Annotated in this window: 25 protein-coding genes; 18 read left to right on the top strand and 7 right to left on the bottom strand. The window is 45.3% G+C overall.

Translation table 11 applies throughout. The features are described 5' to 3' along the window. The first annotated feature begins 609 nt into the window (after nucleotides 1–609). From L5L91_RS00470 to L5L91_RS00455, 4 genes are all read left to right on the top strand, one after another. Complete coding sequence (locus L5L91_RS00470) at nucleotides 610–1,926, top strand: hypothetical protein (RefSeq protein WP_263235376.1); 1,317 nt, start codon at nucleotides 610–612, stop codon at nucleotides 1,924–1,926. A 19-nt stretch (nucleotides 1,927–1,945) separates the two neighbouring features. Beyond that, nucleotides 1,946–2,476: a hypothetical protein gene (locus L5L91_RS00465; RefSeq protein WP_219250513.1), complete on the top strand. Its 531-nt coding sequence runs from the start codon at nucleotides 1,946–1,948 to the stop codon at nucleotides 2,474–2,476. Continuing rightward, on the top strand, nucleotides 2,473–4,461 hold the full coding sequence (locus tag L5L91_RS00460) for a GMC family oxidoreductase (RefSeq protein ID WP_263138279.1): 1,989 nt from the start codon (nucleotides 2,473–2,475) through the stop codon (nucleotides 4,459–4,461). The genes L5L91_RS00465 and L5L91_RS00460 overlap by 4 nt, the downstream gene beginning before the upstream one ends. A gap of 334 nt (nucleotides 4,462–4,795) precedes the next feature. After that, nucleotides 4,796–5,173, top strand: coding sequence for an SH3 domain-containing protein (locus tag L5L91_RS00455; protein WP_263138280.1), 378 nt, complete (start codon nucleotides 4,796–4,798; stop codon nucleotides 5,171–5,173). Nucleotides 5,174–5,474: 301 nt separating this feature from the next. Here the strand turns inward: L5L91_RS00455 and ylqF are convergent, their stop codons facing one another. Together ylqF and L5L91_RS00445 are read right to left on the bottom strand one after the other, a co-directional pair. After that, nucleotides 5,475–6,416, bottom strand: a complete 942-nt coding sequence (ylqF, locus tag L5L91_RS00450) for a ribosome biogenesis GTPase YlqF (RefSeq protein ID WP_011919190.1) — start codon at nucleotides 6,414–6,416, stop codon at nucleotides 5,475–5,477. 150 nt (nucleotides 6,417–6,566) lie between these two features. Further along, complete coding sequence (locus L5L91_RS00445) at nucleotides 6,567–7,406, bottom strand: isopenicillin N synthase family dioxygenase (RefSeq protein WP_263181839.1); 840 nt, start codon at nucleotides 7,404–7,406, stop codon at nucleotides 6,567–6,569. Nucleotides 7,407–7,731: 325 nt separating this feature from the next. On the opposite strand from L5L91_RS00445, the gene L5L91_RS00440 reads away from it, so the two are divergent. Then, nucleotides 7,732–8,637, top strand: coding sequence for a bifunctional methionine sulfoxide reductase B/A protein (locus L5L91_RS00440; RefSeq protein ID WP_263160931.1), 906 nt, complete (start codon nucleotides 7,732–7,734; stop codon nucleotides 8,635–8,637). A gap of 149 nt (nucleotides 8,638–8,786) precedes the next feature. Here the strand turns inward: L5L91_RS00440 and hemB are convergent, their stop codons facing one another. Next, a complete protein-coding gene (gene hemB, locus L5L91_RS00435; protein ID WP_263235374.1) occupies nucleotides 8,787–9,770 on the bottom strand; it encodes a porphobilinogen synthase in 984 nt (327 codons plus the stop codon). A 351-nt stretch (nucleotides 9,771–10,121) separates the two neighbouring features. Between hemB and tsaB the strand changes: the two genes are divergently transcribed. From tsaB to rnd, 7 genes are all read left to right on the top strand, one after another. Further along, complete coding sequence (tsaB, locus tag L5L91_RS00430; RefSeq protein WP_263199055.1) at nucleotides 10,122–10,835, top strand: tRNA (adenosine(37)-N6)-threonylcarbamoyltransferase complex dimerization subunit type 1 TsaB; 714 nt, start codon at nucleotides 10,122–10,124, stop codon at nucleotides 10,833–10,835. A gap of 106 nt (nucleotides 10,836–10,941) precedes the next feature. Further along, complete coding sequence (locus L5L91_RS00425) at nucleotides 10,942–11,256, top strand: hypothetical protein (RefSeq protein WP_263199054.1); 315 nt, start codon at nucleotides 10,942–10,944, stop codon at nucleotides 11,254–11,256. Next, complete coding sequence (locus L5L91_RS00420; protein WP_263199053.1) at nucleotides 11,249–11,977, top strand: M50 family metallopeptidase; 729 nt, start codon at nucleotides 11,249–11,251, stop codon at nucleotides 11,975–11,977. The genes L5L91_RS00425 and L5L91_RS00420 overlap by 8 nt, the downstream gene beginning before the upstream one ends. A gap of 210 nt (nucleotides 11,978–12,187) precedes the next feature. Then, entirely contained in the window at nucleotides 12,188–13,000 is an 813-nt protein-coding gene (locus L5L91_RS00415; protein ID WP_263166453.1) for a class I SAM-dependent methyltransferase, read from the top strand. Nucleotides 13,001–13,021: 21 nt separating this feature from the next. Then, complete coding sequence (locus tag L5L91_RS00410; protein WP_263235372.1) at nucleotides 13,022–13,885, top strand: alpha/beta fold hydrolase; 864 nt, start codon at nucleotides 13,022–13,024, stop codon at nucleotides 13,883–13,885. Nucleotides 13,886–14,089: 204 nt separating this feature from the next. Continuing rightward, nucleotides 14,090–15,763: a long-chain-fatty-acid--CoA ligase FadD gene (gene fadD / locus L5L91_RS00405; RefSeq protein ID WP_263199047.1), complete on the top strand. Its 1,674-nt coding sequence runs from the start codon at nucleotides 14,090–14,092 to the stop codon at nucleotides 15,761–15,763. Between the two features lie 70 nt (nucleotides 15,764–15,833). Further along, nucleotides 15,834–16,943, top strand: a complete 1,110-nt coding sequence (rnd, locus tag L5L91_RS00400) for a ribonuclease D (RefSeq protein WP_212599829.1) — start codon at nucleotides 15,834–15,836, stop codon at nucleotides 16,941–16,943. Nucleotides 16,944–17,035: 92 nt separating this feature from the next. Here the strand turns inward: rnd and minE are convergent, their stop codons facing one another. From minE to minC, 3 genes are read right to left on the bottom strand one after another with little or no spacing between them, the layout of a single operon-like run. Next, on the bottom strand, nucleotides 17,036–17,293 hold the full coding sequence (gene minE, locus L5L91_RS00395; RefSeq protein ID WP_028760193.1) for a cell division topological specificity factor MinE: 258 nt from the start codon (nucleotides 17,291–17,293) through the stop codon (nucleotides 17,036–17,038). Between the two features lie 2 nt (nucleotides 17,294–17,295). Then, nucleotides 17,296–18,105 carry a septum site-determining protein MinD gene (minD, locus tag L5L91_RS00390; protein ID WP_006086391.1) on the bottom strand — a complete coding sequence of 270 codons (810 nt, stop codon included), beginning with the start codon at nucleotides 18,103–18,105 and terminating at the stop codon, nucleotides 17,296–17,298. A gap of 27 nt (nucleotides 18,106–18,132) precedes the next feature. Beyond that, nucleotides 18,133–18,798 carry a septum site-determining protein MinC gene (gene minC, locus L5L91_RS00385; RefSeq protein WP_212599830.1) on the bottom strand — a complete coding sequence of 222 codons (666 nt, stop codon included), beginning with the start codon at nucleotides 18,796–18,798 and terminating at the stop codon, nucleotides 18,133–18,135. Between the two features lie 122 nt (nucleotides 18,799–18,920). Here minC and L5L91_RS00380 point away from each other — a divergent pair, with 122 nt between their 5' ends. Further along, complete coding sequence (locus tag L5L91_RS00380; protein WP_028760191.1) at nucleotides 18,921–19,199, top strand: YcgL domain-containing protein; 279 nt, start codon at nucleotides 18,921–18,923, stop codon at nucleotides 19,197–19,199. Between the two features lie 143 nt (nucleotides 19,200–19,342). Continuing rightward, complete coding sequence (locus L5L91_RS00375; RefSeq protein ID WP_219250509.1) at nucleotides 19,343–19,783, top strand: YcgN family cysteine cluster protein; 441 nt, start codon at nucleotides 19,343–19,345, stop codon at nucleotides 19,781–19,783. Between the two features lie 174 nt (nucleotides 19,784–19,957). On the opposite strand, the gene L5L91_RS00370 is transcribed toward L5L91_RS00375, so the two are convergent. Beyond that, complete coding sequence (locus tag L5L91_RS00370; protein ID WP_105253108.1) at nucleotides 19,958–21,478, bottom strand: methyl-accepting chemotaxis protein; 1,521 nt, start codon at nucleotides 21,476–21,478, stop codon at nucleotides 19,958–19,960. 469 nt (nucleotides 21,479–21,947) lie between these two features. Between L5L91_RS00370 and pheS the strand changes: the two genes are divergently transcribed. From pheS to lpxM, 4 genes are all read left to right on the top strand, one after another. After that, the gene (gene pheS / locus L5L91_RS00365) at nucleotides 21,948–22,931 is read left to right on the top strand and encodes a phenylalanine--tRNA ligase subunit alpha (protein ID WP_006081368.1); all 984 of its coding nucleotides are present in this window, start codon (nucleotides 21,948–21,950) and stop codon (nucleotides 22,929–22,931) included. A gap of 15 nt (nucleotides 22,932–22,946) precedes the next feature. Beyond that, nucleotides 22,947–25,334: a phenylalanine--tRNA ligase subunit beta gene (pheT, locus tag L5L91_RS00360; protein WP_263235368.1), complete on the top strand. Its 2,388-nt coding sequence runs from the start codon at nucleotides 22,947–22,949 to the stop codon at nucleotides 25,332–25,334. A 3-nt stretch (nucleotides 25,335–25,337) separates the two neighbouring features. Then, the gene (gene ihfA / locus L5L91_RS00355) at nucleotides 25,338–25,634 is read left to right on the top strand and encodes an integration host factor subunit alpha (RefSeq protein WP_006081370.1); all 297 of its coding nucleotides are present in this window, start codon (nucleotides 25,338–25,340) and stop codon (nucleotides 25,632–25,634) included. A gap of 104 nt (nucleotides 25,635–25,738) precedes the next feature. Next, complete coding sequence (lpxM, locus tag L5L91_RS00350; protein WP_263160942.1) at nucleotides 25,739–26,677, top strand: lauroyl-Kdo(2)-lipid IV(A) myristoyltransferase; 939 nt, start codon at nucleotides 25,739–25,741, stop codon at nucleotides 26,675–26,677. Nucleotides 26,678–26,754 lie beyond the last annotated feature (77 nt).

The following is a 26,754-nucleotide window of genomic DNA, read 5'->3' as shown; positions in this document are numbered from 1 at the left end:
TCCACGCTTGGTCCTTGCAGACTTCAGATCAATGTTGAACTCTTGATATTACATTATGCTTTTTACCGCTGTTATCGTCGTGTCGTGCGGCGAGCTTTTTTGCAAATAAAATAAACCTCCTGCCTCACGCTTGACAATAAGTGAAACGTAAACAATCTTTTAACATGGAATATTTTCAGAAGGTTACTTTTCTTTCTGCAGAATAGAATTATTTTCACTACGGGAACACAGGAGTGTTTAACCCTTCCACTGAGATAACTAGGTTTCATTTGAGGTGATCATCAATGAATAATCTAGACTCAAGGTATCGTGATAAAACGCAATCATGAAAAGGAATTTCAATGAAAGACGTTAATATTTATCCGTATCAATCTGTTCAGACCGGCTCAGTAAGCCAGAGACTGCGATCAAAACAGCAAACTTCAATTTTAATATCCAAACCCATTTATTTGAATTTGGTTGAGGTCAAGTCTTGTACGCTATTTGTATCGTGCCATCACGCCTGCAGTGGCGGGTGTTGTGAAAGCCCTGATTTTAAGTCGTTAAAGAAAGTGGAGTTGTAACGTTTTAAGCATTGAATAAGTCCCAATAACAAGGAGAGTTAATTTCATGTCTATCAAATCTTTTAGCTACAGTACGCTTTTTTTGTGTATGAGTGCTGCTGTACATGCAGAAGCACCAGTAGAGACAAAAACAGCTATAACGCTACCCACGTTAAGCCCTGTTATGCCACTGGAAATCACAGCAAAACCCCCGTTCTCACTCGAAAGCCTACAACATGATTTTGATGATTTTTCTTGGCAATCGTTTATTGCACTTAACTGGCCAGCCAATGCCGATGGTACACCCAATACCATGTCTACCATTGGGCAAAAAACTAACCAGCCAGTCGTGTGGCTGCATTGGAAGGAAAGCCGAGATATTTTTTTACCCGATGGCGTAAAACCACCTGGGTGGGATCAGTCCAATAATGTGCCGGATGTTTGCAAAAGTATTGATCCCAAGTCCATTCCTGAAGGGACTATTTATTTAACGCAAGTAGGGAAGACCCCGAATGTGTTGGATGAAAGTGGCGAGCCTTTTACAACGGGTCCATTGATTGATCAAAACGGGCTTTATACCCGTTATGAAATATTAACCAATGAAACTATGTTCAATTTTATTTTGGACAATAACCTTTACAGTAAAAAAGGACAGAAACAGTTTAATGCCGATGTCGACTTTACCGCGAGCGACAGTAAAACCGGGCAGGTAGGTTCTATCATGCTTAAGGCCTCATGGATAAAAATGGGCGGCAAGTTTGATGCGACGAATTACTATACAACTTACGCGCTAGTTTATAACAATCCCGAAGAGCAGCACGGGGTCAAGCCCGCGTGTGCGCTTGAGCAAGTCGGGTTAGTGGGGTTTCACATTGCCCACAAAACCGCAGACGAACCACAATGGATTTGGTCTACCTTTGAGCATGTTGCTAATGCGCCAACCCAAGGTGAGTCAGCATCATTGTCGGCATATAATTTTTACGATGCTAAATGTACTGACTGCAAAGTGAATGAACCCCCAGTACGCCCGTGGGATCCGGCAAACCCGCACACTAAACCAACTCAAGTTGAACGCGTTATTCCTATCACTGCCGATGCTAAAGCCTTAAATGCCAGTTATCACGCTGCACTCGACGCTGTCGTGCCGGGATCGGTATGGAAGAACTACGAATTGATCAGCACGCAATGGCCTACCGATGCCAAAAATCCCACCGATCCAACGGGCGTGCCTGCTCCCTCATTTTTAGCGAACACCACGCTCGAAACTTATATCCAAGGTTCGGTAAAGCAAACATCAAGCAGCTGTATGGCTTGTCACAATAATGCGGCAACCACTAACGGTAATTTTGCAGATTTCACTTACTTGCTGCAACGCGCGCAATAATTTACGAAAGGAACTCATCATGACTGATATTACAGGCGCGACTGCCGATACTATGAATAATTTTATTGGTTTGAGCGCGGTATTAACCGGCTTTGCTACCAGTATTATTGCCCCTACATTGGATCCCGTGGATATTAAATCCGAATACTTAGCCGTGTTTACGCAAAAAATAACCGAAGAATCGAAGGACCTAACTTTAGTTACAACTATTCTGCAAAAATTTGCGGCGTTAAAAGCGCAGCAATTATCAGATCAACAAATTGGCACGCAAATGCTGGTGCCAGACAACGGGGCTAATTTTGTGTTGGCCTGTCGTAAATTGATTTTTATGTGGTACTCAGGTGCATGGCCAACCATTATTCCCGCGACGGATACAGAGCCGGAAACCACGGTTAGCGATATGATTTCGGCTAAAAGTTATACCACAGGTTTAGTCTGGCAAGTTATGCAGGCTCATCCGATGGGGGATTCAAATTATCGCTATGGCTATTGGGCGAAACCACCCGCTGCACTGTCGGCATATACGGGTCATCAAGGAGGTGCAGTATGAGCACTCAAACCAATTACGATGTCATTATTGTGGGATCAGGTATTGCCGGCTCTATCATGGCTTATCAATTGGGGATGGCGGGGAAAAAAGTATTAATCCTCGAAGCAGGGCAGGAAGTGCCTGTTGACCGCAGTGGTTACATGGAAACCTTTTTTAAAGCCAATGCCAAAACACCAGAGTCACCTTATCCTCCAACCACGCAAAATCCAGCGGCATCGACGGCGGATAATCCACTCGGGCTGCCTGATCCTGCGAAGGAAAATGTGCCGCGTTATACCGTGTTGCAAATTGGCGCATGGCGCAATCCAAAGCAATGTTATTTCGATTACACGCCGCAACCAGAGCATTTGAAACCTGACAGCCCTGAAGCAAAGTTTGCTTTTGCGAGTTCCTATGAGCGTATTGGCGGCGGCACAACTTGGCATTGGCTAGGAACCAGTTTGCATTTATTGCCCAATGATTTTGAGTTGCAAACCCAGTATAAGCAGGGTGTGGATTGGCCCGGTGGAAAACAATTTTATCAGGCGCTGGTTCCTTACTATGAACAGGCGACCAATGAGATTGGCGTCGCCGGTGACAAAGAGGCGATGGATCAGCTTTATCGCGGCTTTAATGTTTCACCAGATGGTGTTTATGGGTCGAATTACGATTATCCCATGCCTGGCATTGTTTCATCTTTAGTCGATCTACAATATGAACAAGCGGTGAGCGATATGGTGTATGACAATGTTCAATTGTCGGTTACGCCAACCCCCCAGGGGCGCAATTCATTACCAGGTGAACGCCGTCAATGTGCGGGGAATACAAATTGTATTCCTATTTGCCCAATCCAAGCCAAATACGATGCTACTGTGACGCTCGGGCGAGCATTGCAAACCGGCAATGTTGATGTGTTTTATCGTCATGTTGCGACAAATGTTCAAGTGGATGAAAATACAAAGGATGTTGTTGGTATTGATTATGTGACCTATCAAACTCACGGAGGGATAGCGACGGGCGGCGGTACCGTTACGGGTAAAAAATATGTGATTGCAGCTCACGCGATTGAGACGCCTAAATTATTGCTCATGTCTAAACGTAATAAAGCCTGTCCGAACGGCGTCGCCAACCATAGCGATCAAGTGGGGCGTAATTTGATGGATCACATTATGTATTTGGCCTGGGGTCTGGCGAAAGATCCTGTCTATGGTTTTCGGGGGCCTTTATCTACTGCGGGTATAGAAAGTTTACGTGATGGCGCCTTTCGTAAAGACCGTGCCGCCTATCGTATTGAAATCGGCAATGAAGGTTGGCAGTGGGCAGCAAATGATCCATTCACGACCTTAGCTGATTTTGTATTTGGGCAAAATAATTCGCAATTAAATGGGGATTCTGTCAATCAGCAGGGGATTCCATTACGGTTTGATCCCGCCATGTCTGCGAATAGCGCCTTATTTGGTGCCTCACTGGTGAATACCTTGAATGGTATTTACACACGGCAAATTCGTATGGGCTATTTAATTGAACAATTACCTGATCCGGAAAACCGTGTCGAGTTGTCGGAGACGCTGAAAGATAACTTAGGTTTGCCGCGCCCCAAATTAACCTATCGTGTACGCGAGGATTATGTGCGCAATGCGTTCGTGTCGGCTAAAGATATTTCGACCAAACTCTTTGACGCCCTTGATGCGCGGGAATATACCAAGGCTCCGCCTGCGCCGGTATTTTATGGTGATAAGAGTCAAGTAACGTCGAATAATTTTGAATATCAGGGCCATAATTTTACGTTTTACGGTGCTGGACACATTGTGGGGACGTATCGAATGGGGGACTGCAGAGATACGTCGGTGGTGAATCCTCGTCAGCAATCTTGGGACCATAGCAATCTGTTTTTAGTCGGTAGCGGAGTGTTTCCAACAGTTGCAACGGGTAATCCAACCCTCACTTTGGCAGCGTTGGCATTCCAGGCTGCAGATCATGTTTTGGAAGACCTTAAAATAAGTTAAAAAAGTTGTAATTATTCATTAGCTTGCTGTTAATTTCCATTGAAAACCGCGTGCAAATTGGCGCGGTTTTTGGCTAACTGAATATACCTTCATATTATGCTAACTGGCATTTTCCTACTCACAATGCAGTTTATTGTCATCGTATTTAAAATCAAAATATTACAGTTTTTTTATGCTGATAATTAGTTTGAAAACTGTGCATGCGTGTGTTGTCGGATAGTATGTCTGATAGAAAACTGATAAGTTTCACTCAAACCGAGCGTTAATTGGGCGTGCTTTAATAAGCGAACAAAGTTAATTTTTACGAATATTTATCAAAAGGTTAGCTGAATACATGACTACTAAGAAATATATCGTTGTCAATCCACATGAAAGTGAGTTTCCTAACCCCATTACGTTCAAAAAAGGTGATCCTCTTATCGTTGGAGAAAAATATGCAGGTCCTGAAGGCTGGGATCTCTGGTTCCTTTGCACTACGCCAGGGCAAGATGCTGGTTGGGTTCCTGGTCAAGTGATTCAGCGCCTAAAAAATTCCAACGGGCTGGCGCTTGAGGACTATACGGCAAGAGAACTTAATGTGCATGAAGGGGAACAACTCATTGGCACACGAATGTTGAATGGCTGGGTATGGTGTATAAAAGCTGTCAGTGAAGAATCAGGGTGGGTACCATTAGAAAACTTGAAAGAAGTGGTAGATCTATCCCGCGACTAAAGCATCTTTGCTGTGCAGTCAAATCCAAGATGGCTCCTTGGTGTATTGTGCCAAGAGGATGATGACTGGCGGATATTGAGAGCTTATATCTGGCACGCAGAAGTCATTGGCGTAAAAGTGTTTTTTAGCACAAGCTTTCCGTTTCTGATAATAAAAAGCCAGTATATTCAATATACTGGCTTTAACTTTAAACTTGATGAATGAGCGCCATAAGCTGGAATATAAAAGTCATCAGCGTCTTGTCTTTAACGTCTTTAACAAACTCTGCGCCTTATATTCCAAATGCAGAGTGGCGGGCTGACTAGTCGTTATGACGTTTGCCTGAACGTTTAAGTCTCTCTGCTGCCAATTTGGCTTCTTTCTCTGCTTCTTTTTCGGCCATGATACGGGCGACTTCAATCTTTTCAAGCTCTGCCATCGCAGGCGTTTCTAGCGAGAGTAAGCCTATTTTCCCCGAGCGATATTCATGCAGTAATAACTCTGATGCCTTGTGCATATCGATGCGACCACCGGGACGTAGCGCTCCACGTTTACGGCCGATTTCCTCGAGAAGTGCAACATCATCCTTTGGTAATTCACTTAAGTTATAGCGCTCACAAATCTCTTTTGGATAAGCGGTTAAGAAATACTTGGCGGCGAACAGGGCCACATCTTCATATTCCATCGCCGTATCTTTAATCGCGCCAGTGACGGCAAGGCGATAGCTGCTCGCTTCGTTATCCACTTTGGGCCATAAAATACCTGGGGTATCCGACAGCACGATACCGTTACGTAAATTGATCCGTTGCTGGGTTTTGGTTACCGCAGGTTCGTTACCGGTTTTGGCGATAACACGGCCAGCTAAGGTATTGATGATGGTAGATTTCCCAACGTTGGGTATTCCCATGATCATAGTGCGAATGTCTTTTTCGGTTTTATCACGACTTGGCACTAGTTTACGGCAGAGATCAGGGATTTTTTTCACCATTGCCGCTTGCAGTGTCGTGATCGCCGTGGCTTTGACGCCTTGCTCACGCTCTAAGTATTCAATCCATTGTGCGGTGATCTCTGGATCGGCCAGATCAGATTTATTGAGCAGTTTGATACAAGGTTTGTCGCCTCGAAGCTGAGCCACCATGGGGTTTTCGCTACTGTAGGGAATACGCGCGTCCAGCACTTCGATAACAAGATCGACCTGAGGCATTGCCTCTTCAATCTCCTTGCGTGCCTTGTGCATATGCCCCGGATACCACTGAATTGCCATGATAACGCCTTGTCCTAAATAACTTAAAGAACGGCTATTCTACCTTGAAGGTGGCGAATGTCATAAAAAAAGCGCCCTAAGGCGCTTTAATCGCTTAATCCTTGACTGTCTCTTGCGATTGTCACTGAGATTAATAGGCTGAATTAAGGTTTAGATCACCCCAAGTTCGCGCAATCTTTCCATCAGATAACTGTCGGCGGTATAGCGATCCGATAGCACTACAGTAGGGTTTGGATGTAAAAATAACGGCAAAGAGATCCGTGACTTGGTTTTATCCGTACCTTCAGGATTGATGACGCGGTGTGACGTCGATGGGAAATAGCCGCCAGAGGCTTCCTGTAACATGTCACCGATATTGATGATAATGTTGCCAAAATCGCTTGGGACATCTAACCAAGTGCCATCTTTGGCTTTCACTTGCAATCCAGGCTCATTGGCTGCAGGTAACACTGTGATCAGGTTGATATCTTCATGTGCCGCGGCGCGAATGGCGCCCATTTCTTCACTGCCCGTCATCGGCGGGTAATGCAGAATGCGCAGCAAGGTTTTTTGGCTGTTGGCGATCATTTCTGGCAATGGCATCGAAAACTTGGCTTTTACGTCTTCTGGTGAGTATGTTTCGATCCACTCTAATAGTTCTGCAGCCAGTGCGTTGGCTTTATCGTAATAGGCGAGAATATTGGCACGCAGTGAATCGGGAATACGGCCCCAAGGGTACACGTGGTAGTACTCTTTAATGTCTTTGACTGTGTTGCCTTTGGCGGTTTCAGAAATCGATGCAGGGAAGAAACCGTCGTGGGTTTCTTTTTTAAACATATAGTCGTTTTTGGCTTCTGAATTAAAAAAGGCTTGCCACTCGGTGTAGATGTCTTCAACTAAGCGCTTATCAATCGGATGATTAGATAAAACACCAAAGCCAGTTTCCCGAAGTGATTCAACGAATTGCTGGGCACTGTCTTCAGCGCGGTAATCAATGGTTTCTAATTTCATTTTGGTTTCTACTTGTTATATTTAGTTGTAATTTGACCCGCTGCAAGTGTAGCCGTGCGCTGATGTGGGTGCAAATACTCAGCGACTGTGATCTGGATCAACTGCCGTATTTTCCGTCATTTATGCAGTCGCTTATATGAGCACTTAATATGAGCACTTATATTAGTACTTACTTGAGTGGTAAGATTTTAGTCACCAGCCGCATTTTGAAGCCGAGTGCAAGAAATCTTGCTTGGAGTGGGTCTTATGTTGGCTTCCTTATAAATCAGCTTCTTAATCAAAGAATATCGAAATACACAACGACGTGAGTCGAAAGGGCATTAATATGAATAAACTGACCGATTTTGAACGCTATGTTATCGAAGAGAAAGGCACTGAACGCCCCTTTAGTGGTGAGTATTATGAACACGATGCTAAGGGTTTGTATTTATGCAAAAAATGCCATGCCCCCTTGTATCGCTCTGAGCATAAATTTAATGCCCATTGTGGCTGGCCAGCCTTCGATGATGAAATTGCCGGCGCTGTAACCCGCCACATAGACGCCGACGGCCGCAGAACTGAAATTGTTTGTAGCCAGTGCGGCGGTCACTTGGGGCATGTCTTTGAAGGTGAAATGTTAACACCTAACAATATCCGTCACTGTGTTAACTCAGTTTCTATGGTGTTCAAAGGGATGGATGATGCTGTTGAACCAGCACCGAATCACTTTGCGACTTTGGGTGCTGGGTGTTTTTGGTGCGTCGAAGCGATTTTTAAAAGCCTAAAGGGCGTGGTGAATGTCACTTCAGGTTATGTCGGCGGCGAAGCCCATGATGCCGATTATAAATCTGTTTGCTCGGGCCAAACCGGCCATGCAGAAGTTGTGCATATCGAGTTCAACCCTGAGGAAATTGATTTTACGACGTTATTACAGGTCTTTTTTGAGAGCCATGATCCGACCACGCTTAATCGCCAAGGTAATGATAAGGGGCCACAATATCGCTCCGTGGTGTTTACCCATAATGCTGAGCAGATAGAGCAAACTACCGCTATGCTGACTCAGTTAGCAGCAGCCAAGGTTTTTGATGCGCCGATAGTGACCCAAGTTTCAGCGTTTGATACTTTTTATCCCGCTGAAAATTATCACAATGACTACTTCGCTTTACACGGTGAGCAGCCCTATTGTCAGATGGTCGTGCGTCCTAAAGTCGAAAAAGTAAAAGCCTTGTTTGCAAGATTGCAGAAGGTTTAAGTGAATAGGGTGTTAAATACAAAAACGCCACCGATAAAGGTGGCGTTTTTTATGGGGTTTCTAAAGTGCAAAACCTAGTTGTTCTCTTAACAAGCCGCTTAGCTATCGGTTTAACGATTAGCGTAACTTTTGATTCGCTACCGACGCAACTATCGGCTTTCAGTTAACCATTGGGCGTATTGTTTGGTGTAATAGCTGACAATCAAATCTGCACCCGCCCGCTTTAAGCCGATAAACGTTTCTGTCACCACAGCACGCTCATCCAACGCGCCCGCAAGGGCTGCAAATTTAATGCCCGCATATTCACCGCCGACTTGATAGGCGGCGAGTGGCAAGTGGGTTTCTTGTCTTAAACGGCTGAGCACATCTAAGTAGGGGGTGCCGGGTTTAACCATCAGGATATCGGCGCCTTCGGCTTCATCTAATGAAGCTTCTAACAGGGCTTGACGAACATTAGCATAATCCAGTTGATATCCCTTGCGATTTCCGCTGAGTTCACAATCAACCGCGGCTCTAAAAGGACCGTAAAAAGAAGAGGCGAATTTTGCCGAGTGGGCCAGAATCGCCACATGTTCAAAACCTGCGGCATCGAGCCCTTGGCGAATGGCTTTCACTTGACCGTCCATCATGGCCGATGGTGCTAACATATCGGCGCCAGCTTTGGCGGCCGTTATCGATTGCTTAACTAAATTTTCGACGGTGAGGTCGTTGCAGACTTCATTATTGTGTACGACGCCGCAATGGCCGTGATCTGTGTATTCACAAAAACAAATGTCGGGGATCACCATCATCTCAGGCACGGTAGCTTTAATGGTGCGAACCATACGGGCGAGTAAACCATTGTCGTCCCATGTATCGCTGCCCTTATCATCCTTAGTGTGGGAAATCCCAAAGGGCATCACATAACGGATCCCAAGGGCGTAAAGCTCGCGAACTTCATCCGCCAGTGCGCTCTCAGGTAAGCGGCTGATGCCAGGTAGCGTGGAGATGGGCACGGCATGGGTGATGTGCTCTTCAATGAACAGGGGATGGATAAGATCGCTCAGTGAAATATGGGTTTCGCGCAGCAGATCGCGCATTGCTTCTGAATTACGTAAGCGTCTTAAGCGACGCAATGGAGGCGTGTTTAACATGAAATGTCCTTATCTAAGGCGGGTTAAAGCAATCGTACAATACTAAGGGAATGGCAAGGGATAAATTCGCCCCTTACTTTTCTGCTCTGACAATCAAAGTTGAAAAAGTTTCCCCAAGCGAGCTATATTCATTAATGAGTTTATTGAACATTGACTTAGATCACATAAATTCATCTCGTCCAGATTTGCGACTGAATATCATGAGGGCGCTATTTTAGCTGAGTTGCTTGCTTAGCCCTTTGTTTTCGGGCATTTGATGTTATTATTTGCGCCAGTTTTCTCATGGCATATTCGCGCAATACAGATTATGTAAATTTGATGCGAAATCTTGCCCGCTAATCCGGTTTTGAAATGACAATAACACATGAACACTCTGCTTGTATTCTTGCCTTAGACACTTGTACCGAATCCTGCTCAGCTGCGCTGCAATACCAAGGTCAGATTTATGCTGAACTTGCCGATGCGCCGCGTGAACACAGTCAACGTCTGCTGCCTATGGTCGATTCAGTGCTCAAGCAAGCGGGCATTCGCTTAGATAAAGTGACTGCGATTGCTTACGGACGAGGCCCTGGCAGTTTTACGGGGATCCGCATCTGCACTAGCATGACGCAAGGTCTGGCACTGGGGTTAGATTTGCCTGTGATTGGTATTTCAACCTTAGCGGCAATGGCACAAATGGCGATTAGCCAGCATCAAGCCGAGCAAGTTTTGTGCACCATTGATGCGCGCATGGGCGAAGTGTATTGGGGCCAGTTTGTGGCCGTTGACGGTATTGCAACGCTTGTCGGTAAAGAAGTAGTTAGTTCACCTGCGGACGTACAACTTCAGCTCGATACTCAAGCGCCAATTGTGGGCTGCGGCACAGGTTTTGATGCTTATCCCGATTTGCTGGCACTCGGCAAGGGGATTTTAGCTCTCGAGGCCGTGAAATATCCCGATGCAAAGGCTATGCTGATATTGGCTGAAGCAGGCATAAAAGCTGGACTGACAACCTCGGTCGATGAGCTTGAACCTGTGTATTTACGTGATACAGTCACATGGAAAAAGTTACCCGGCCGTGAATAAGCTGTTCTTTGCTTGAGTATCTGCGATAGAATCTCAGGCAACTGATACTAAGCATTCTTTACGATGAATGGCTTAACGATGGATAGTGCAAACTTAAGGCTTCTTGATGCAAGTTAATGTGAATCAAATGAGTTTGACGAATGCTGTAGCGAGTAATAGACCCGCTATCGCTCAGGGGCTGACTGCGCCTGAATCGTCACGCCCAGTGATTGAGCAAGATGCCGTTGAAACCCTTAGTTTAGAAACTCAGCCTAAAAGTAAAAGCGCAGCGGGAAATTTACAGTCAAGGCTCGGCGTCCACCTCGAGTATGAGCAAGATACGCGTGGCCATCAGGGGGCGATAGCCCAATATTTACAAACTCAACATGCCGCCAAACGCGATGAAATTCAGCAAATGGTGGGTGTGGACTTGTATGCTTGAGCATCAAAAAACGTCTTCTAGTTCAACCTCGCGATTTTCCTCTTCTAAATTAACAGGTTTAGCCGCCAGCGGTGTACCAAGCCGTGGCTTGTTTATCATCGAGCTGGTGGTGGCGTTACTCATCACTCGCATTCCCTATTTAAGCGTGCCGTTTAAATGGCTTGAAAGCTATTTCCATGAATTGTCCCACGGCATTGCAACGATTTTAAGCTCGGGCGTGGTCAGCCATATTCAGTTGTTTCCAAACGGCGCCGGATTTTGTTTTAGCCAAGGTGGCTCGCCGATGTTTATTGGCTTTGCTGGGTATTTTGGCGCGGCCTGTTGGGGATATTTAATCTATTTATTAGCGACTTGGCCAAAGGGGATCCGCGTGAGTTTTGCCTTGCTAGGTGCTTTAGTGGTGCTAAGCGGCTTGCTTTGGGGCAGGGATATTCTCACGTTAGCGATTTTAGCTGTGCTGACTATTATTTTGTTGTTACCGCTTAAACTCAGTCAAAACAAAATGTTGACTCAGTTTTTGCGTATTATTGGCTTGATGATCATGCTTAATGCACTTGCGAGTCCGACTGTGTTGCTCGGGCTTGATGGTCAAGGTGATGCAGTTATGTTGGCCGAGCGCTCTTGGATCCCCGCGTGGATTTGGGTGGGATTATGGTTATTAACCAGTGCCTGCGCTTTGTATTTTGCGTGGCGCCGCGTAGATAATGCCGCAAGTCGTTAGTTCTCAAGCTTGTTTAATGTCTCAGTCGTCTAGTGTTTCCCCCATCTTTTTTCTGCTTTGAACTTTGTTGATTTAGGTAAAGGTGATTTTGCTCATCACTTTGAGCTATAACCACTTATGTCGCTTAAAGCTTAGTTTTCCGACTTCTATTCCTTGGATTTTTGGCCATTGGCTGCTAGGTTAAGCCTTCGGTATCCATGGAGAATTACAATGAAAAAAGTCACCTTAGTTGCCAGTCTGCTGCTTGCTGGTTTATGTTCGAGTGTTACCTATGCCGATGAAAGCTTAGATAAAGTCTTAAAAAGCGATTTTCGTCAGGCTAAAAATGCCAGTCGTGACGTTTATCGTCATCCCGCTGAAACCTTAACTTTTTTTGGCATTACCCCAAAACAGACTGTGATTGAACTCTGGCCGGGTAATGGCTGGTACAGTGAAATATTAGGGCCTTATCTTGCTAAAGAGGGCCAATATATCGCAGCCAGTTTCGAAACAGCTCCTGCAACAGATACTCCCGGAAATCGTTATCGCGCGAACGCGGGTACTAAGTATGCTACGTGGATGACGGCCAATAAAGACGTCATGGGCAATGCTAAGATTGTTACCTTCGATCCTCCACATAAGATGGATTTAGGCGCTGATGGTAGTGCTGATCTGGTATTAACCTTCCGAAATCTACATAACTGGGCATCAACAGATCAGTTGGAAAACGTGTTTGCTGCGTCTTATAAAGTGTTGAAGGACGGCGGTATCTTTGGCGTGGTAGAGCATAGAGCTAACGAAGGAATGAACTTCAGCACTGGCTATATGGATCAAGCAGCTATGGTTGCTTTAGCCAAAAAAGCAGGTTTTACCTTAGTTGAAAGTGCAGAAATCAATGCGAACCCCAAAGATACGAAAGATTACGCCAAAGGTGTTTGGACGCTACCGCCCTCTTTTGCCTTGGGTGATACCGATAAAGAAAAATACCAAGCGATCGGTGAAAGTGACCGTATGACACTTAAATTTGTCAAAAAATCATCTTAATTACCTGACATCAGAGGCATTATGTGGCAATCTTTCGCCCCCAAAAATCAAATCGAATTTGTATTACCTCATATTACGGTCGCGGGCCGATTATGGGGGGCGAAGGATAAACCTTTATTGCTTGCCTTACATGGTTGGTTAGATAACGCCAACAGTTTTGAACCCTTAGCAGCGCATTTACTCGATTATCAAGTGCTCGCCATTGATTGGCCAGGACACGGCTCTTCTGCACATAGGCCGGGACACTATCCGCTGCATTGGATTGATTATTTGTATGATTTAGACGTGTTGTTAACGGCATTACCGCAAAAGCCAGCGGCAATGATTGGGCATTCGCTCGGCGGTATTATTGCCTCAGCTTATACGGCGACGTTTCCCGAAAAGGTTAACAAGCTGGTATTGATTGAAGCGTTAAGCCCCTTGTCTGAGTTGCCAACGCAAGCTAAGGCGCGATTGAAAAAAAGCTTCTATCAGCATGAGAAGTATTTAACTCAGAAACATGGGCAGGCAAAGATTTACGACAGTATAGATACTGCGGTGCGGGCGAGGGCACATTTAACAGGACTTGCCGAACCTTGGTGTCGTTTGTTGCTCGATCGTAATATGCAGCCCGAAGGTGATGGCATAGGTTGGCGTAGTGATCCTCGATTAAGATTAGATTCACCCCAACGATTAACCTTCGCCCAAGTTGATGCCTTGATGCAGGACATCAATGTCGAAACCTTATTAATTTGTGGCAAACAGGGATTTAGTCAGTTGCAGAGCGCGATACCTAAGGCCAGAACGTGGTTTAAGCATTTGTCTGAGCACATAATTGAGGGCGATCATCATGTGCATATGGACAATGCCGAAGGCGTTGCACGTTTGATCCGCAAATTCGTTTAATAGGTTGCTTATATGGGTATAAAAAAGACGCTAGGTTTTTTGTTTTTTTTATGTGATGATGATCAAAATTAAAACGCTCGTATGATTTATGACGAGTAAATCAATAACTATAAAATGTAAGCCGGTATTTTAACTCGGTATTTATCGAGTCTTGACGCTTGTATGGATATTGTTTCCGCAGTTGTGGGGATTTAGGAGAGAGTAGTGGATCAGCCTTGGATTAATCATTTGCCAGAAGATGTGCCTGCTGAAATTAATGTGGAACAATACTCATCGCTTGTCGATATGTTCGAGACAGCGGTGGCTAAGTATGAAGATCAACCTGCATTTATCAACATGGGTGCCACGCTAACCTACCGTAAATTGGAAGAACGCAGCCGAGCATTCGCTGCGTATTTACAAAATGAATTAAAGCTTGAAAAGGGCGACCGTGTCGCTTTGATGATGCCAAACCTGTTGCAGTATCCCATTGCATTGTTTGGTGTTTTGCGTGCTGGTATGGTGGTTGTTAACGTTAACCCACTTTATACACCGCGCGAACTTAAACATCAGTTGATTGACTCTGGCGCCAAAGCCATTGTGGTGGTGTCAAACTTCGCCCGCACTTTAGAAGAAGTGGTCGATCAAACTCCCGTTGAAAGCGTGATTATCACCAGTTTAGGTGATCAATTAAGTGCCCCAAAACGCACCTTAGTGAACTTTGTGGTGAAGTACATTAAGAAGTTAGTGCCAAAATACAATTTACCCCATGCTTTATCAATGCGCGATACCTTATCAACGGGTCGTCGCATGCAATACATCAAACCTGAAGTCACTAACGACGACTTAGCATTTTTACAATACACAGGTGGCACCACTGGGGTCTCTAAAGGCGCTATGTTGACCCATGGCAATATTGTTGCAAACGTATTGCAGGCCGATGGTGCATATTCTCCCGCTTTAAACGATGGCAGTGAGTTTGTCGTAACGGCCTTGCCGCTGTATCACATCTTCGCCTTGACCGTGAATTGCCTGCTGTTTTTGCACAAAGGTAGTCAGAATTTACTCATCACCAATCCTCGCGATATCCCAGGATTTGTGGCTGAGTTGAAAAAGTATCCTTTCACTGCATTAACTGGGGTGAATACCTTATTTAACGCTTTAGTGAACAGTGATGATTTTTCCCAGTTGGATTTCTCACGCTTAAAACTCTCTATCGGTGGCGGCATGGCGGTACAAAAAGCCGTGGCGGATAAATGGCAAACCATTACTAAAACCCGTTTACTTGAAGGTTATGGTCTGACGGAAGCCTCACCCTTATTAACCTGTTGTCCATATAACTTAGACGGTTATAACGGTTCAATTGGTTTTCCTGCCCCTTCGACACTGATCCAAATCCGTAATGATGACGGCAAGGTATTAGCCCAAGGCGAAACCGGCGAGCTGTTTGGTAAAGGTCCTCAGGTGATGAAAGGCTATTGGCAACGTCCTGAAGAAACCGCCAAAGTGATCGACACTGACGGCTGGTTAGCCACGGGCGATATTGGTTATATGGATGAGAAAGGTTTTTTCTATATTGTCGACCGTAAGAAAGACATGATCTTAGTCTCAGGCTTTAACGTATTCCCTAACGAAGTCGAAGAAGTGGTCGCACTTCATCCCAAAGTGATTGAAGTGGCTGCCGTTGGTGTGCCAAACGACGCCAGTGGCGAGTTAGTGAAGGTATTTGTGGTGGCAAAAGATAAATCTTTAACCGCTGAAGACATCATTAAGCACTGCCGTATTCATTTAACGGGATATAAAGTGCCGAAGCTGGTAGAATTTAGGGACGAGTTACCTAAAACCAACGTGGGTAAAATCTTGCGACGAGAGCTTAGAGACGAAGCTAAGCGCGCGTAAGATTGAAGCCGGCATTTGCCGGCTTTTGTTTTTATGGACTGTGATTGACCCACAGGATCTGGAGAAGAATTTGTCAGCGTTTCAATATGTGAGTGATGAAGCAAGCCTTAATGCCCTCGTTGCCCAATATAAACAGAGTAAGATACTCGTGTTAGATACCGAGTTTGTTCGTACTCGTACTTATTATGCCAAGTTAGGTTTGATCCAAGCCTATGATGGTAAAACCTTAGCTTTGATTGATCCGGTCGCTTTACCTGATTTAGCCCAGTTTTGGGCGCTGTTATCGGACCCGAATATCGTTAAGCTAGTGCATTCCTGCAGTGAAGACTTAGAAGTTTTTGCGCACTACGGTAAATGTCAGCCTACGCCTTTGTTTGATAGCCAAATTGCCGCCTCTTTGTGTGGTATGGGCCACGGTGTGGGTTATGCCAAGTTAGTTGAAACTTGCCTTGGTGAAGTGATCGATAAAGGTGAGTCGCGTACAGATTGGATCCGTCGTCCTTTAACGGAAGCCCAGTTAATCTACGCCGCCAATGACGTCCTGTATTTGTATCAGCTCTATCCTCAACTGGAAGCGAAACTCAGCGCCCAAGGGCGTTTAGCTTGGTTATACGAGGAAGGGGAAAGGATGACTCAGGGCAGGCTTGCCGATCCTGATCTTGATACAGCCTATTTGAAAGTGAAAAATGCTTTTCAACTCACTGAAATTCAATTGGCTTACCTTAAAGTACTCGCCAAATGGCGCCTTGAAAAAGCTTTAGTCCGTGATTTAGCCTTAGGTTTTGTGATCAAAGATCATGGTCTTATTGCATTAGCGAAGAAGCAACCTAAAACTTCGGCTGATTTGTTTAAGCTCAATGACTTGACCGAACAGGAAAAACGCATCCACGGCAAAGATTTATTACGTGTGCTACAAACTGCGGATTTGGTTAATTTACCCGAGTTAGTGGATGTATTGGCGTTAAAATCAGGCTACAAATCGGCCTTTAAAGCGATTAAAAGCTGTTTGGTCGAATTATGCGAAAAGCATGATGTGCCGCAGGAAATGCTCGGTTCTAAACGTCATATCCATGAGTTTTTGCAATGGCGTTGGGATAAGCAACAAGGGGATTTACCGGCAGTGTTATGCGGTTGGCGAGGGGAATTGGCAACTGAGGCTTTAGCAAAGCTTGAGGTCTAGTGCTTAATATTTCGTACTTGAAGCTATCGCTGAAAAACATCCACATCAAAATGTCATCTTCAATTGAAGATGACATTTTTTGTGTCATCGACTTATCTGTCAGGCAAAGTGACGTTAAGCTCGAGTACCGACAGGTTGGCGTCGTTTTGATCTAACTGCACAGAAACTTGATCATCAGAAATCGGCACATATTTGCGAATAACGGCAATGATCTCTTGTTTCATCTGTGGGAAATAATCGGGAGTGTCCCTTTGTCCACGTTGATGAGCCACGATGATCTGTAGGCGCTCTTTTGCCATTACCGCAGTGCTAGGCTTTTTCTTGCTTTTGAAATAGTCGAGTAAAGACATAATTAGCTACCAAATATCCGTTGTAAGAAACCTTTCTTTTCTTCCGTAATAAAGCGTACTGGTACATCTTCACCCAGTAAGCGTGCGACTGTATCACTGTAGGCTAAACCTGCATCACTTTCTTGGTCGATAATCACTGGTACGCCTGAGTTAGAGGCTTTCAGTACAGATTGTGACTCAGGAATAACGCCGAGTAACTCAATGGCCAGAATTTCTTGAACATCGTCGACACTCAACATTTCGCCCGATTTTACACGGCTCGGTGAATAACGAGTCAAGAGTAAATATTCTTTTATCGGCTCTAGATTCAGTTCTGCGCGGCGTGATTTGCTTTGCAGCATACCTAAAATACGGTCTGAGTCGCGTACTGAGCTGACTTCTGGGTTAGTGGTCACAATAGCGATATCGGCAAAATACAGTGCCATCATAGCGCCTTGCTCAATCCCAGCGGGAGAGTCACACAGAATAAACTCAAAGTCTTTGGCCAAATCGTCTAAAACACGGCCAACACCTTCTTTGGTCAGTGCATCTTTATCACGGGTCTGTGAAGCGGGTAAAACGAATAACTTATCGCAGCGTTTATCTTTGATCAGCGCTTGATTTAAATTGGCTTCACCATTGATCACATTAACGAAGTCATAAACAACACGACGCTCGCAACCCATGATCAAGTCTAAGTTTCGTAAACCTATATCGAAATCAATAACGACTGTCTTGTGTCCTTGCATGGCAAGACCGGTCGCAATTGCAGCACTCGATGTGGTTTTACCTACGCCGCCTTTACCTGAAGTGACAACAATAATTTGTGCCATGTTTCTCTCTATCCTTTGTTCTGCCATTTAGAGGGGCAATGATTCAACCATAAGCGACTCACCGTTTAGGCGAATGCAGCCGCTTTTATCTAAGCTATGTTGTTGTAGATTTTCAGCGAGCCAATATTGCCCTGCTATTGAAACGAGTTCGGCCTCCAGAGAGTGGGCAATGATAACGGCGCTGGTATCGCCCGCGGCGCCTGCCATGGCTTTCCCTCGTAATGCGCCATAGATATGAATGCTACCATCTGCGATGACTTCTGCGCCATTGCCTACCGCACCAAATATGATTAAATCACCATTTTTTGCGTAGACTTGTTGGCCTGAACGAATATTTTGCTTCACTATTTTAGTTTGGCGCGGGGCCGGCGGCGGGGTACTGCTCTGTTTTCCCGCTTTGACTATGGCAAGGCCTAAGTCTTTTGCTTGTTTACTGAGTACAGTTGTCGCGCCCGTTATACCAACAATCACTAATTGACGTGAGATCAGCAGATCCTTTAACGCACTTAAATTCAAGCTGTCGTGCTGAATGGCACTCAGATTGACGACTAAAGGAGCACCCAGAAAAAACTGAGGAGCCTGTGCCAACTTATGGTCTAATTCAGTCATGACAGCTTGTAAATCGCTGCTATTAATATGAAGCACTGAAAGAGTAAAAGAAGCGCCTTTTAACTCTAAGCTAGGTTTTGACATCCCGGCACTATTCTCCAGAAATCATCAGTCGGTTCGCTGATTTTACAATTAAATTACTAGGCGACCATGTTATAGTGTGCCCCATTGACTGGCAAGTTTGAACTATTGGATATTTGATTCTTATGCTATGTGCCGTTTATAAAAGTAGCCGAAAGGCTGATACTTATTTATTTGTGAAGAAAAGAGATTGTTTTGACGATGTTCCAGTGCCTTTGATGGAAATGTTTGGCGTGCCAAAGTTGGTGATGGTGTTTCCTATCGCTAAACGCGACGCGTTAGGAATGGCAGATATACATAAAGTCAGAGCAGCCATGGCAGAAAATGGCTTTTATTTACAAATTCCGCCACCTCAGGTGAATTTATTGGCTGAGCATAAGCTAAGTCTTGGGATCAAAGATTAACTTGGTAGCATCAAGACGCTGCTAATGAGCTCTGGCGCGTCAAACCACACTCGTTAATCTCAGTGGCATTGCGTATCTGACGACAAATTAGTGTAAAATAGCCCGCATTGAGCGGGTTTTTTATTAAGAAGATATAGTTAATCATGGCATTTTGGCAGAGTAAAACATTAGCGCAGATGAGCACAACCGAGTGGGAATCCCTGTGTGACGGTTGTGGTAAATGTTGTTTAAACAAGTTGATAGATGATGAAACCGAAGACTTGTATTACACTAATGCAGCTTGCCTTTTGCTCGATCATCAAACGGCAGGCTGTCTGCATTACAGTGACCGTTTCACCCATGTCCCCCAATGTACAGTGATCACGATTGATAATATCCATGAGTTAACTTGGTTGCCCGACAGTTGTGCCTATCGCCGCCTAGCGGCAGGGCGTGAGCTACCGAGCTGGCACCCGCTGCTCACAGGCTCCAAAGAAGCGATGCATTTAGCGGGTATGTCGATCCAAGGCAAGGTGGTGGATGAAAGACGCGTGAAGGATATTGAAGATCATATCGTGCTATGGCCACTTAAAGACGTGGATTAACAGACGTGAATTCATTTTGCCGTAGCGTTATCGATTGAAAATTAACTTATTAATTGAAACGACACTTGTTGATTGGAAAGTGACCGTCAGAATGAAAACAACAAGGGAGCGATTATCGCTCCCTTGTGCATTTTGGGTGTTAAGTGAATTTAAATTCCATCAAATAATGCGCAACTAGATTTTTAATCCCACCATCAACTGATCAAGTTGACCAGCTGTTGCTTGCAGCTCATCACAACCTGAAACCGACTGGTTGGCCGATTGCTCCACATCGTGTGATTGGTTGCGAATTTCCATTAAGTTAGTCGCAATCTCGTTGGCCACTGCCGACTGCTCTTCGGCCGAGGTCGCAATTAGCACACTCATTTCAAACACTTTGTTGCTGTGGTGGGCGATAAACTCTAAGTCTTTACCCGTTTGCAGTACGTGTTGTTTACCTTCATTGGCTTGATTCACAGTACGCGACATCACTTGTGTCAGATTGCGAGTACCCGATTGAAGTGATTCGATCATGGTTTTGATTTCAACCGTTGCGGCCTGAGTTCTCCCCGCTAAAGTACGTACTTCATCGGCCACCACTGCAAAGCCACGACCTTGTTCACCGGCGCGCGCCGCTTCAATTGCCGCGTTGAGGGCCAGTAGGTTGGTTTGCTGGGAAATCGCATTAATGGTTGACACCACTTCATCAATTTTACTGGCGTTGTCATTGAGTACACCTACCGCATTTGAGGCCGCGGAGATTTCATCCGATAACACATCGATGGCCTTAACTGTGGTTTCAATATCTTTCCCGCCTGCGCTAACCTGTTGATTGGCTTCTTGGGTTTCGGCTGAGGATTGTTCGGCATTGCGGGCAACTTCTTTCACTGCGGCAGTCATTTCTTCCATTGCCGTCGCTAAGGAGTCCAGATGTTGTCTCTGGTTTACCGCCAAGGATTGACCTTGCTGCGCTGTGCTACGAAACGATGATACAACTTCGCGTATTTTAGCGGTCGATTCTGCGATTTGCTTGACTAAGGTATGTTGACGTTCTACTAAGGTATCTATGCTGATGGCTAAGATACTGAACTCGTCTTTTACTTCGAAGAAGTTTAAACGCCCCGTTAAATCACCCGATGCGGCCCGTTTTAATGCCATCACTGTCGTATAAAGTGCGCCGCCTACGAAGGTTGAAATGTAATAGCTGAACAAAAATAGCACAAACAAGAGTGCCGCCATTAGGCCATAAACCAGCAGGTTATCGTTGGCGAGCAAGGCATCAATTTCTTTGCTGTCTAGGGGAATAATCGTGATCAGGTTTTGATCGTTAACGCGACTCACAGCTCTAGGTTGCTTACCGCTATCATCAATACCACCACCACTGCGAGCGATGGATTGGGCTTTGCTATCGGCTTCATTTACCGAAACAATGCTGACATTACCTTCAATTTCGCGACTAAGTTGATTAAGGATAGTTTGGCGTTCTTGCTCTGGTAGTTTGTTATATAAGCTGCCAGTGACTTGGTTGATTTGTTGTGAAGCATTTTGCAGACTGTTGAGCTGTCCTTGAATTAAGGTTTGCTGGGATTGGTTATCTAGGAAAAGCGCCAGTCCAACAATCATCAACATAGGAACGATAGAGAGAATAGCGAATTTAGTTTTTAAGGTCATATGGATAAGATATTGATCTATCCAGCGAAATTTTACTTCTTTCATGAGTGCCTCGATAAAATGGGCCATAAACCGAATTTATATCGGTCAGTTTGCCATAGACTTTATAGTTTTCTGTTTTGTAATAATTTATATGGTTAATGTAGTCTAATTGCAGTCATTATTGTGTTGTTTGCTGCAATTTTGGCAAGGTACAGATGTGAGTTTACAGTTTAGTTACAAGTGCTGCTAGTGGCTGAAAGCGGAAGTTGTTTACGTCAGAATCGAGGTTTGGGTTTCCCCTTGAGCAAAACTCAGGCTCTGAACTGGGGTAACACATGAATTTGCATGATAAAAACCCCCAATAAGCCCTAGTAATATGCCGCTCGCTCGCGTAAAATTTCTATCCTTTTATTTCGTTATAGCTAGCAAAGCGTCTGGCATTAACGCCCGATAACCTGAGCACCCAAATAGCCTGAAAGTTTGGCGCCCATAGCACTTGTTTATCAAGCGCGACTATGCAGTGGAAGAGAAAATGCAGCAGTTAACTGAGATCGTAGAACAAGCCTTAGTCATTATTGACCAGGCCAGTGATCTAAAAGCACTGGATGATATCCGTGTCGATTACCTTGGTAAGAAAGGTAAGATCACCGACATGATGAAAATGATGGGTAGCTTAAGCCCTGAAGAAAAGCCAGCCTTTGGCCAAGCGGTCAATGATGCTAAACAGGCGATTCAACAAAAATTAACTGAGCGCATCGATGGTCTGAAGAGTTCGGAATTGGAAGCCAAATTAATCGCTGAAAAGATTGATGTGACTTTGCCAGGCCGCACCCAAGAGATCGGTGGGTTACATCCTGTGACTCGAACCATTGAGCGCATCGAAACCTTTTTCGGGGAATTAGGGTTCTCGGTAAAGCAGGGCCCTGAAATTGAAGATGATTTCCACAATTTCGACGCACTGAATATCTCTGAGCACCATCCTGCGCGTGCTGATCATGATACCTTTTATTTCAATCCTAAACTGATGCTGCGTACCCAAACTTCGGGCGTGCAAATTCGTACTATGGAAACTGAAAAGCCACCATTACGCATTATTTCTCCGGGCCGTGTTTATCGTAACGATTACGACCAAACTCACACGCCTATGTTCCACCAAGTGGAAGGGCTTTTGGTTGATGAGCATGTGAACTTTGCCGAATTGAAAGGCATTTTGCATGACTTCCTGCGTAACTTCTTCGAAGAAGATCTGCAAGTGCGTTTCCGTCCATCTTACTTCCCATTCACTGAACCTTCAGCGGAAGTGGACGTGATGGGCAAAAATGGTAAATGGCTAGAAGTGCTTGGCTGCGGTATGGTACATCCGAATGTGCTGCGCAGCGTTGGCATAGATCCAGAAAAATACTCTGGTTTTGCTTTTGGTATGGGTGTCGAGCGCTTAACTATGTTGCGTTACGGCGTAAACGATTTACGTGCGTTTTTCGAAAACGACCTACGTTTCCTGAAGCAATTTAAATAACGGAGCTGTAATAGCATGAAATTTAGCGAATCTTGGCTTCGTGAATGGGTAAACCCTTCAGTCAGCCGTGAAGCATTATCCCACCAGATCACTATGGCCGGTCTCGAAGTCGATGACGTTGAAGCCGTGGCTGCCGATTTTAGCGGTGTCGTGATTGGTGAAGTGGTGGAGTGTGGTCAGCATCCCGATGCCGATAAACTGCGCGTGACCAAAATCAACGTTGGTGGTAGCGAACTTATCGATATCGTCTGCGGTGCACCAAACTGCCGTCAGGGTCTTAAAGTGGCCGTGGCTATGGTTGGCGCCGTATTACCTGGCGATTTCAAAATCAAGAAAGCCAAGCTGCGTGGCATGCCATCAGAAGGCATGTTGTGTTCGTACAGCGAGCTTGGCATCAACGTCGAAAGCGATGGCATCATCGAATTACCATTGGACGCGCCATTAGGCACTGACATCCGTGATTATCTGCAACTTAATGATGCCGTTATTGATGTGGATTTAACGGCTAACCGTGCCGATTGCTTAGGTATGGCAGGTCTTGCCCGTGAAGTGGGCGTGTTAAACCGCCAAACAGTGGTTGAGCCACAGTGGCAAGCCGTCACGCCAACGACAGATGCACAGGTCACGATTAACGTTAACGCGCCTGCAGCGTGTCCACGTTACTTAGGCCGTGTGGTTAAAAACGTCAATGTGAAAGCGCCTACGCCATTATGGATGCAGGAAAAACTGCGTCGTAGCGGTATTCGCTCTATCGATCCTATCGTAGACATCACTAACTTTGTGTTGATTGAATTCGGTCAACCTATGCACGCTTTCGATCTTGCCAAGTTAACGGGCGATATCCAAGTGCGTTTAGGCACTGGCGAAGAGAAAATCACTCTGCTTGATGGCAGCGAAGTCACGATTCCATGCGATACCTTAGTGATCGCCGATGATGCGCGTCCATTAGCCCTTGCCGGCGTGTTTGGTGGCGAATACTCAGGCGTGAGCGACACGACCCAAGACATACTGCTTGAATGTGCGTTCTTCGCGCCGCTTGCCATTATGGGTAAGTCACGTCGTTTAGGTTTGCATACAGATTCATCACACCGCTTTGAGCGTGGTGTTGACCCTGAGATGCAACACAAGGTTATCGACCGTGCTACGCGTTTAGTTCTGGATATCTGTGGCGGTGAAGCTGGCCCTGTAGTTGAGGCTAAATCAGAGGCTGATTTACCCAAACCTGCACAAATCGTTTTACGTCGCAGCAAGTTAGATCGAATTTTAGGTCACCATGTACCTGATAGCGATGTCGTTGAAATCCTACAACGTTTAGGTTTTAGTGTGGTTGTTGGCCAAGATAGTTGGCAGGTCACTACCGCGACTTATCGTTTTGATATGGCGATTGAAGAAGATTTGATCGAAGAAGTTGCCCGTATTTACGGTTATAACAATATCCCGAATACGGCGCCTGTTGCCGCACTGCGTATGTCAGATCATAAAGAATCTGACTTAAGCCTAAAACGCGTGCGTGCCTTATTGGTCGCTCGTGGTTTCCAAGAAGCGGTAACCTACAGCTTTGTCGATCCAAAACTGCAAAATCTGGTTCACCCTGGTTTAGACGCTATGGTGTTACCAAACCCAATTTCCAGTGAAATGTCGGCCATGCGCCTGTCAATGTTCACCGGTTTATTGGCCGCCGTTGGCTACAACCAAAGTCGTCAACAGAGTCGCGTGAGACTTTTTGAAACTGGCCTGCGCTTTGTTCCTGATATCAATGCAGAATCCGGTGTAAGACAGCAAGCAATGCTCGCTTGTGTCATTACTGGGCTCCAAAATGATGAACATTGGGCTATGGAATCGAAAACTGTTGATTTTTTCGACCTTAAAGGTGATTTAGAAGCAATTATCGGCTTGACAGTTTCCGCATCAGAATTTAGCTTTAGAGGAGCGACGCATTCTGCTCTCCATCCGGGGCAATGTGCTGAAATATTGAGAAATGATCGAGTGATCGGTCATATAGGTGCAATCCATCCTAGTTTGGAGAAGCCTTTTGGACTCAATGGTAAAACCATCGTTTTTGAGTTGGAATTGGATGCTTTATTGCATACCAGTTTGCCGCTAGCCCAAGCTGTATCTAAGTTTCCAGCTAATCGTCGTGACATCGCAGTCGTAGTAGATGAGAGTGTATCTGCAGGTGATGTAATGAAATTGATAAGAAAAGTTGGCGAAAATCAGTTGGTTGGCATAAACTTGTTCGATGTATACTTAGGTAAAGGTGTTGAACCCGGCAAGAAGAGCCTGGCGATAGCACTTACATTACAAGACACTACTCGTACGCTTGAGGAAAAAGAGATTGCTGAGACCGTTGGTTCAGTCGTTTCTGCCCTTAAGTCCGAGTTCAACGCATCGTTGAGGGATTAAAGTATGGCACTTACCAAAGCCGAAATGGCAGAACATCTTTTTGAAACACTCGGAATGAACAAACGTGTCGCCAAAGAGATGGTTGAGTCGTTCTTTGAAGAGATTCGGGGCGCACTTGAAAGTGGTGAGCAGGTCAAGTTATCTGGCTTTGGCAACTTTGACCTTAGGGACAAGAATCAAAGACCGGGAAGGAACCCAAAAACAGGCGAAGATATCCCCATTTCTGCTCGTCGTGTCGTGACTTTCCGTCCCGGCCAAAAGCTGAAAACTCGTGTAGAAGCAGCAAACACGGGTAAGTAATTTCGTTTGTTTGATGGGAAAGCCACTCCTTAGAGAGTGGCTTTCCTGTTTATTTTTTCGTGCAATATCTCCATTGTTTTTATCCACTGTCTGAGGTGAATTCTTTGTCAAGACAGCCCAAACATTTTGACCGTCGTTTTAAACTCGCCTTATTACACCCTAGATACTGGGCCACTTGGTTAGTGATTGGTCTATTAGTAATTTTCGGACTCATGCCCGCATGGCTGCGTGATCCTATTGCAAGATTATTGGCAAAAATAGTGATGCCAATTGCCAAAAAGCCTATTAGCGTTGCGAGAGCCAACTTAAGGGCGTGCTTTCCTGAACAATCTGCCGCCGAGATTGAAGTGTTAATCCGTGAGAACGTGCAAAACTTCGTTTTGGTGTTGTTAGCACAGGGCGAATTGCTGGTGCGCTCAAAAGCGCATTTACGTCGTCGAGTTAATTTAATCGGCTTTGAACATGTGACTAAAGCGCAGGCTGCGGGGCAGCCGATCATTTTTATCATGCCCCATGTGTGGCCTATCGATTATGCTGGTTTACGCCTTAACCTTGAGTTGCCTATGGTGACTATGGCCAAAGCCCATAAAAACGGCTTATTTAATTGGTTTAGTAATCGTGTACGCAGCAGTTGTGGTGGCCATGTGTATATGCGCGAGGCGGGCATTCGGGCACTATTGGCCGAGCTTAAGCGCGGTAACAGTTTCTTTTATCTTCCCGATGAAGACTTAGGTCCTGAACAAAGCGTGTTTGCGCCTTTTTTAGGCACAGTGAAGGCAACGCTACCTGTTGTTGGGCGTTTAGCGCAGGCAGGGAATGCCCAAGTGTTGCCAGTAAAGATTGGCTACAACCAAACGTCACGCCAATTTGATCTCACTGTGATGACGGCCGTTGCGCCGGAAGACATGGTGGGCAAAGAAAACGAAGCGTTGGCACTGAACAAAGTGGTCGAGCAAGTTATCTTAGCTTACCCAGAGCAGTATATGTGGTTCCTGCGGTTGCTCAAGACGCGCCCAGAGGGTGAAGTTTCTATCTACAACTGATGTAGCGTGACTGAAATAGTGTGGTTTAAAATGGCTTTGAGCGCTGATTGCTCGAAGCCATTTTTGTGTTGAAGAGC

This window comes from Shewanella sp. SM55 (genome assembly GCF_025654025.1).
Lineage (GTDB): Bacteria > Pseudomonadota > Gammaproteobacteria > Enterobacterales > Shewanellaceae > Shewanella > Shewanella oncorhynchi.
Note: the sequence above shows the minus strand (reverse complement) of the source record. Positions and strands in the feature narration are given on the sequence as shown.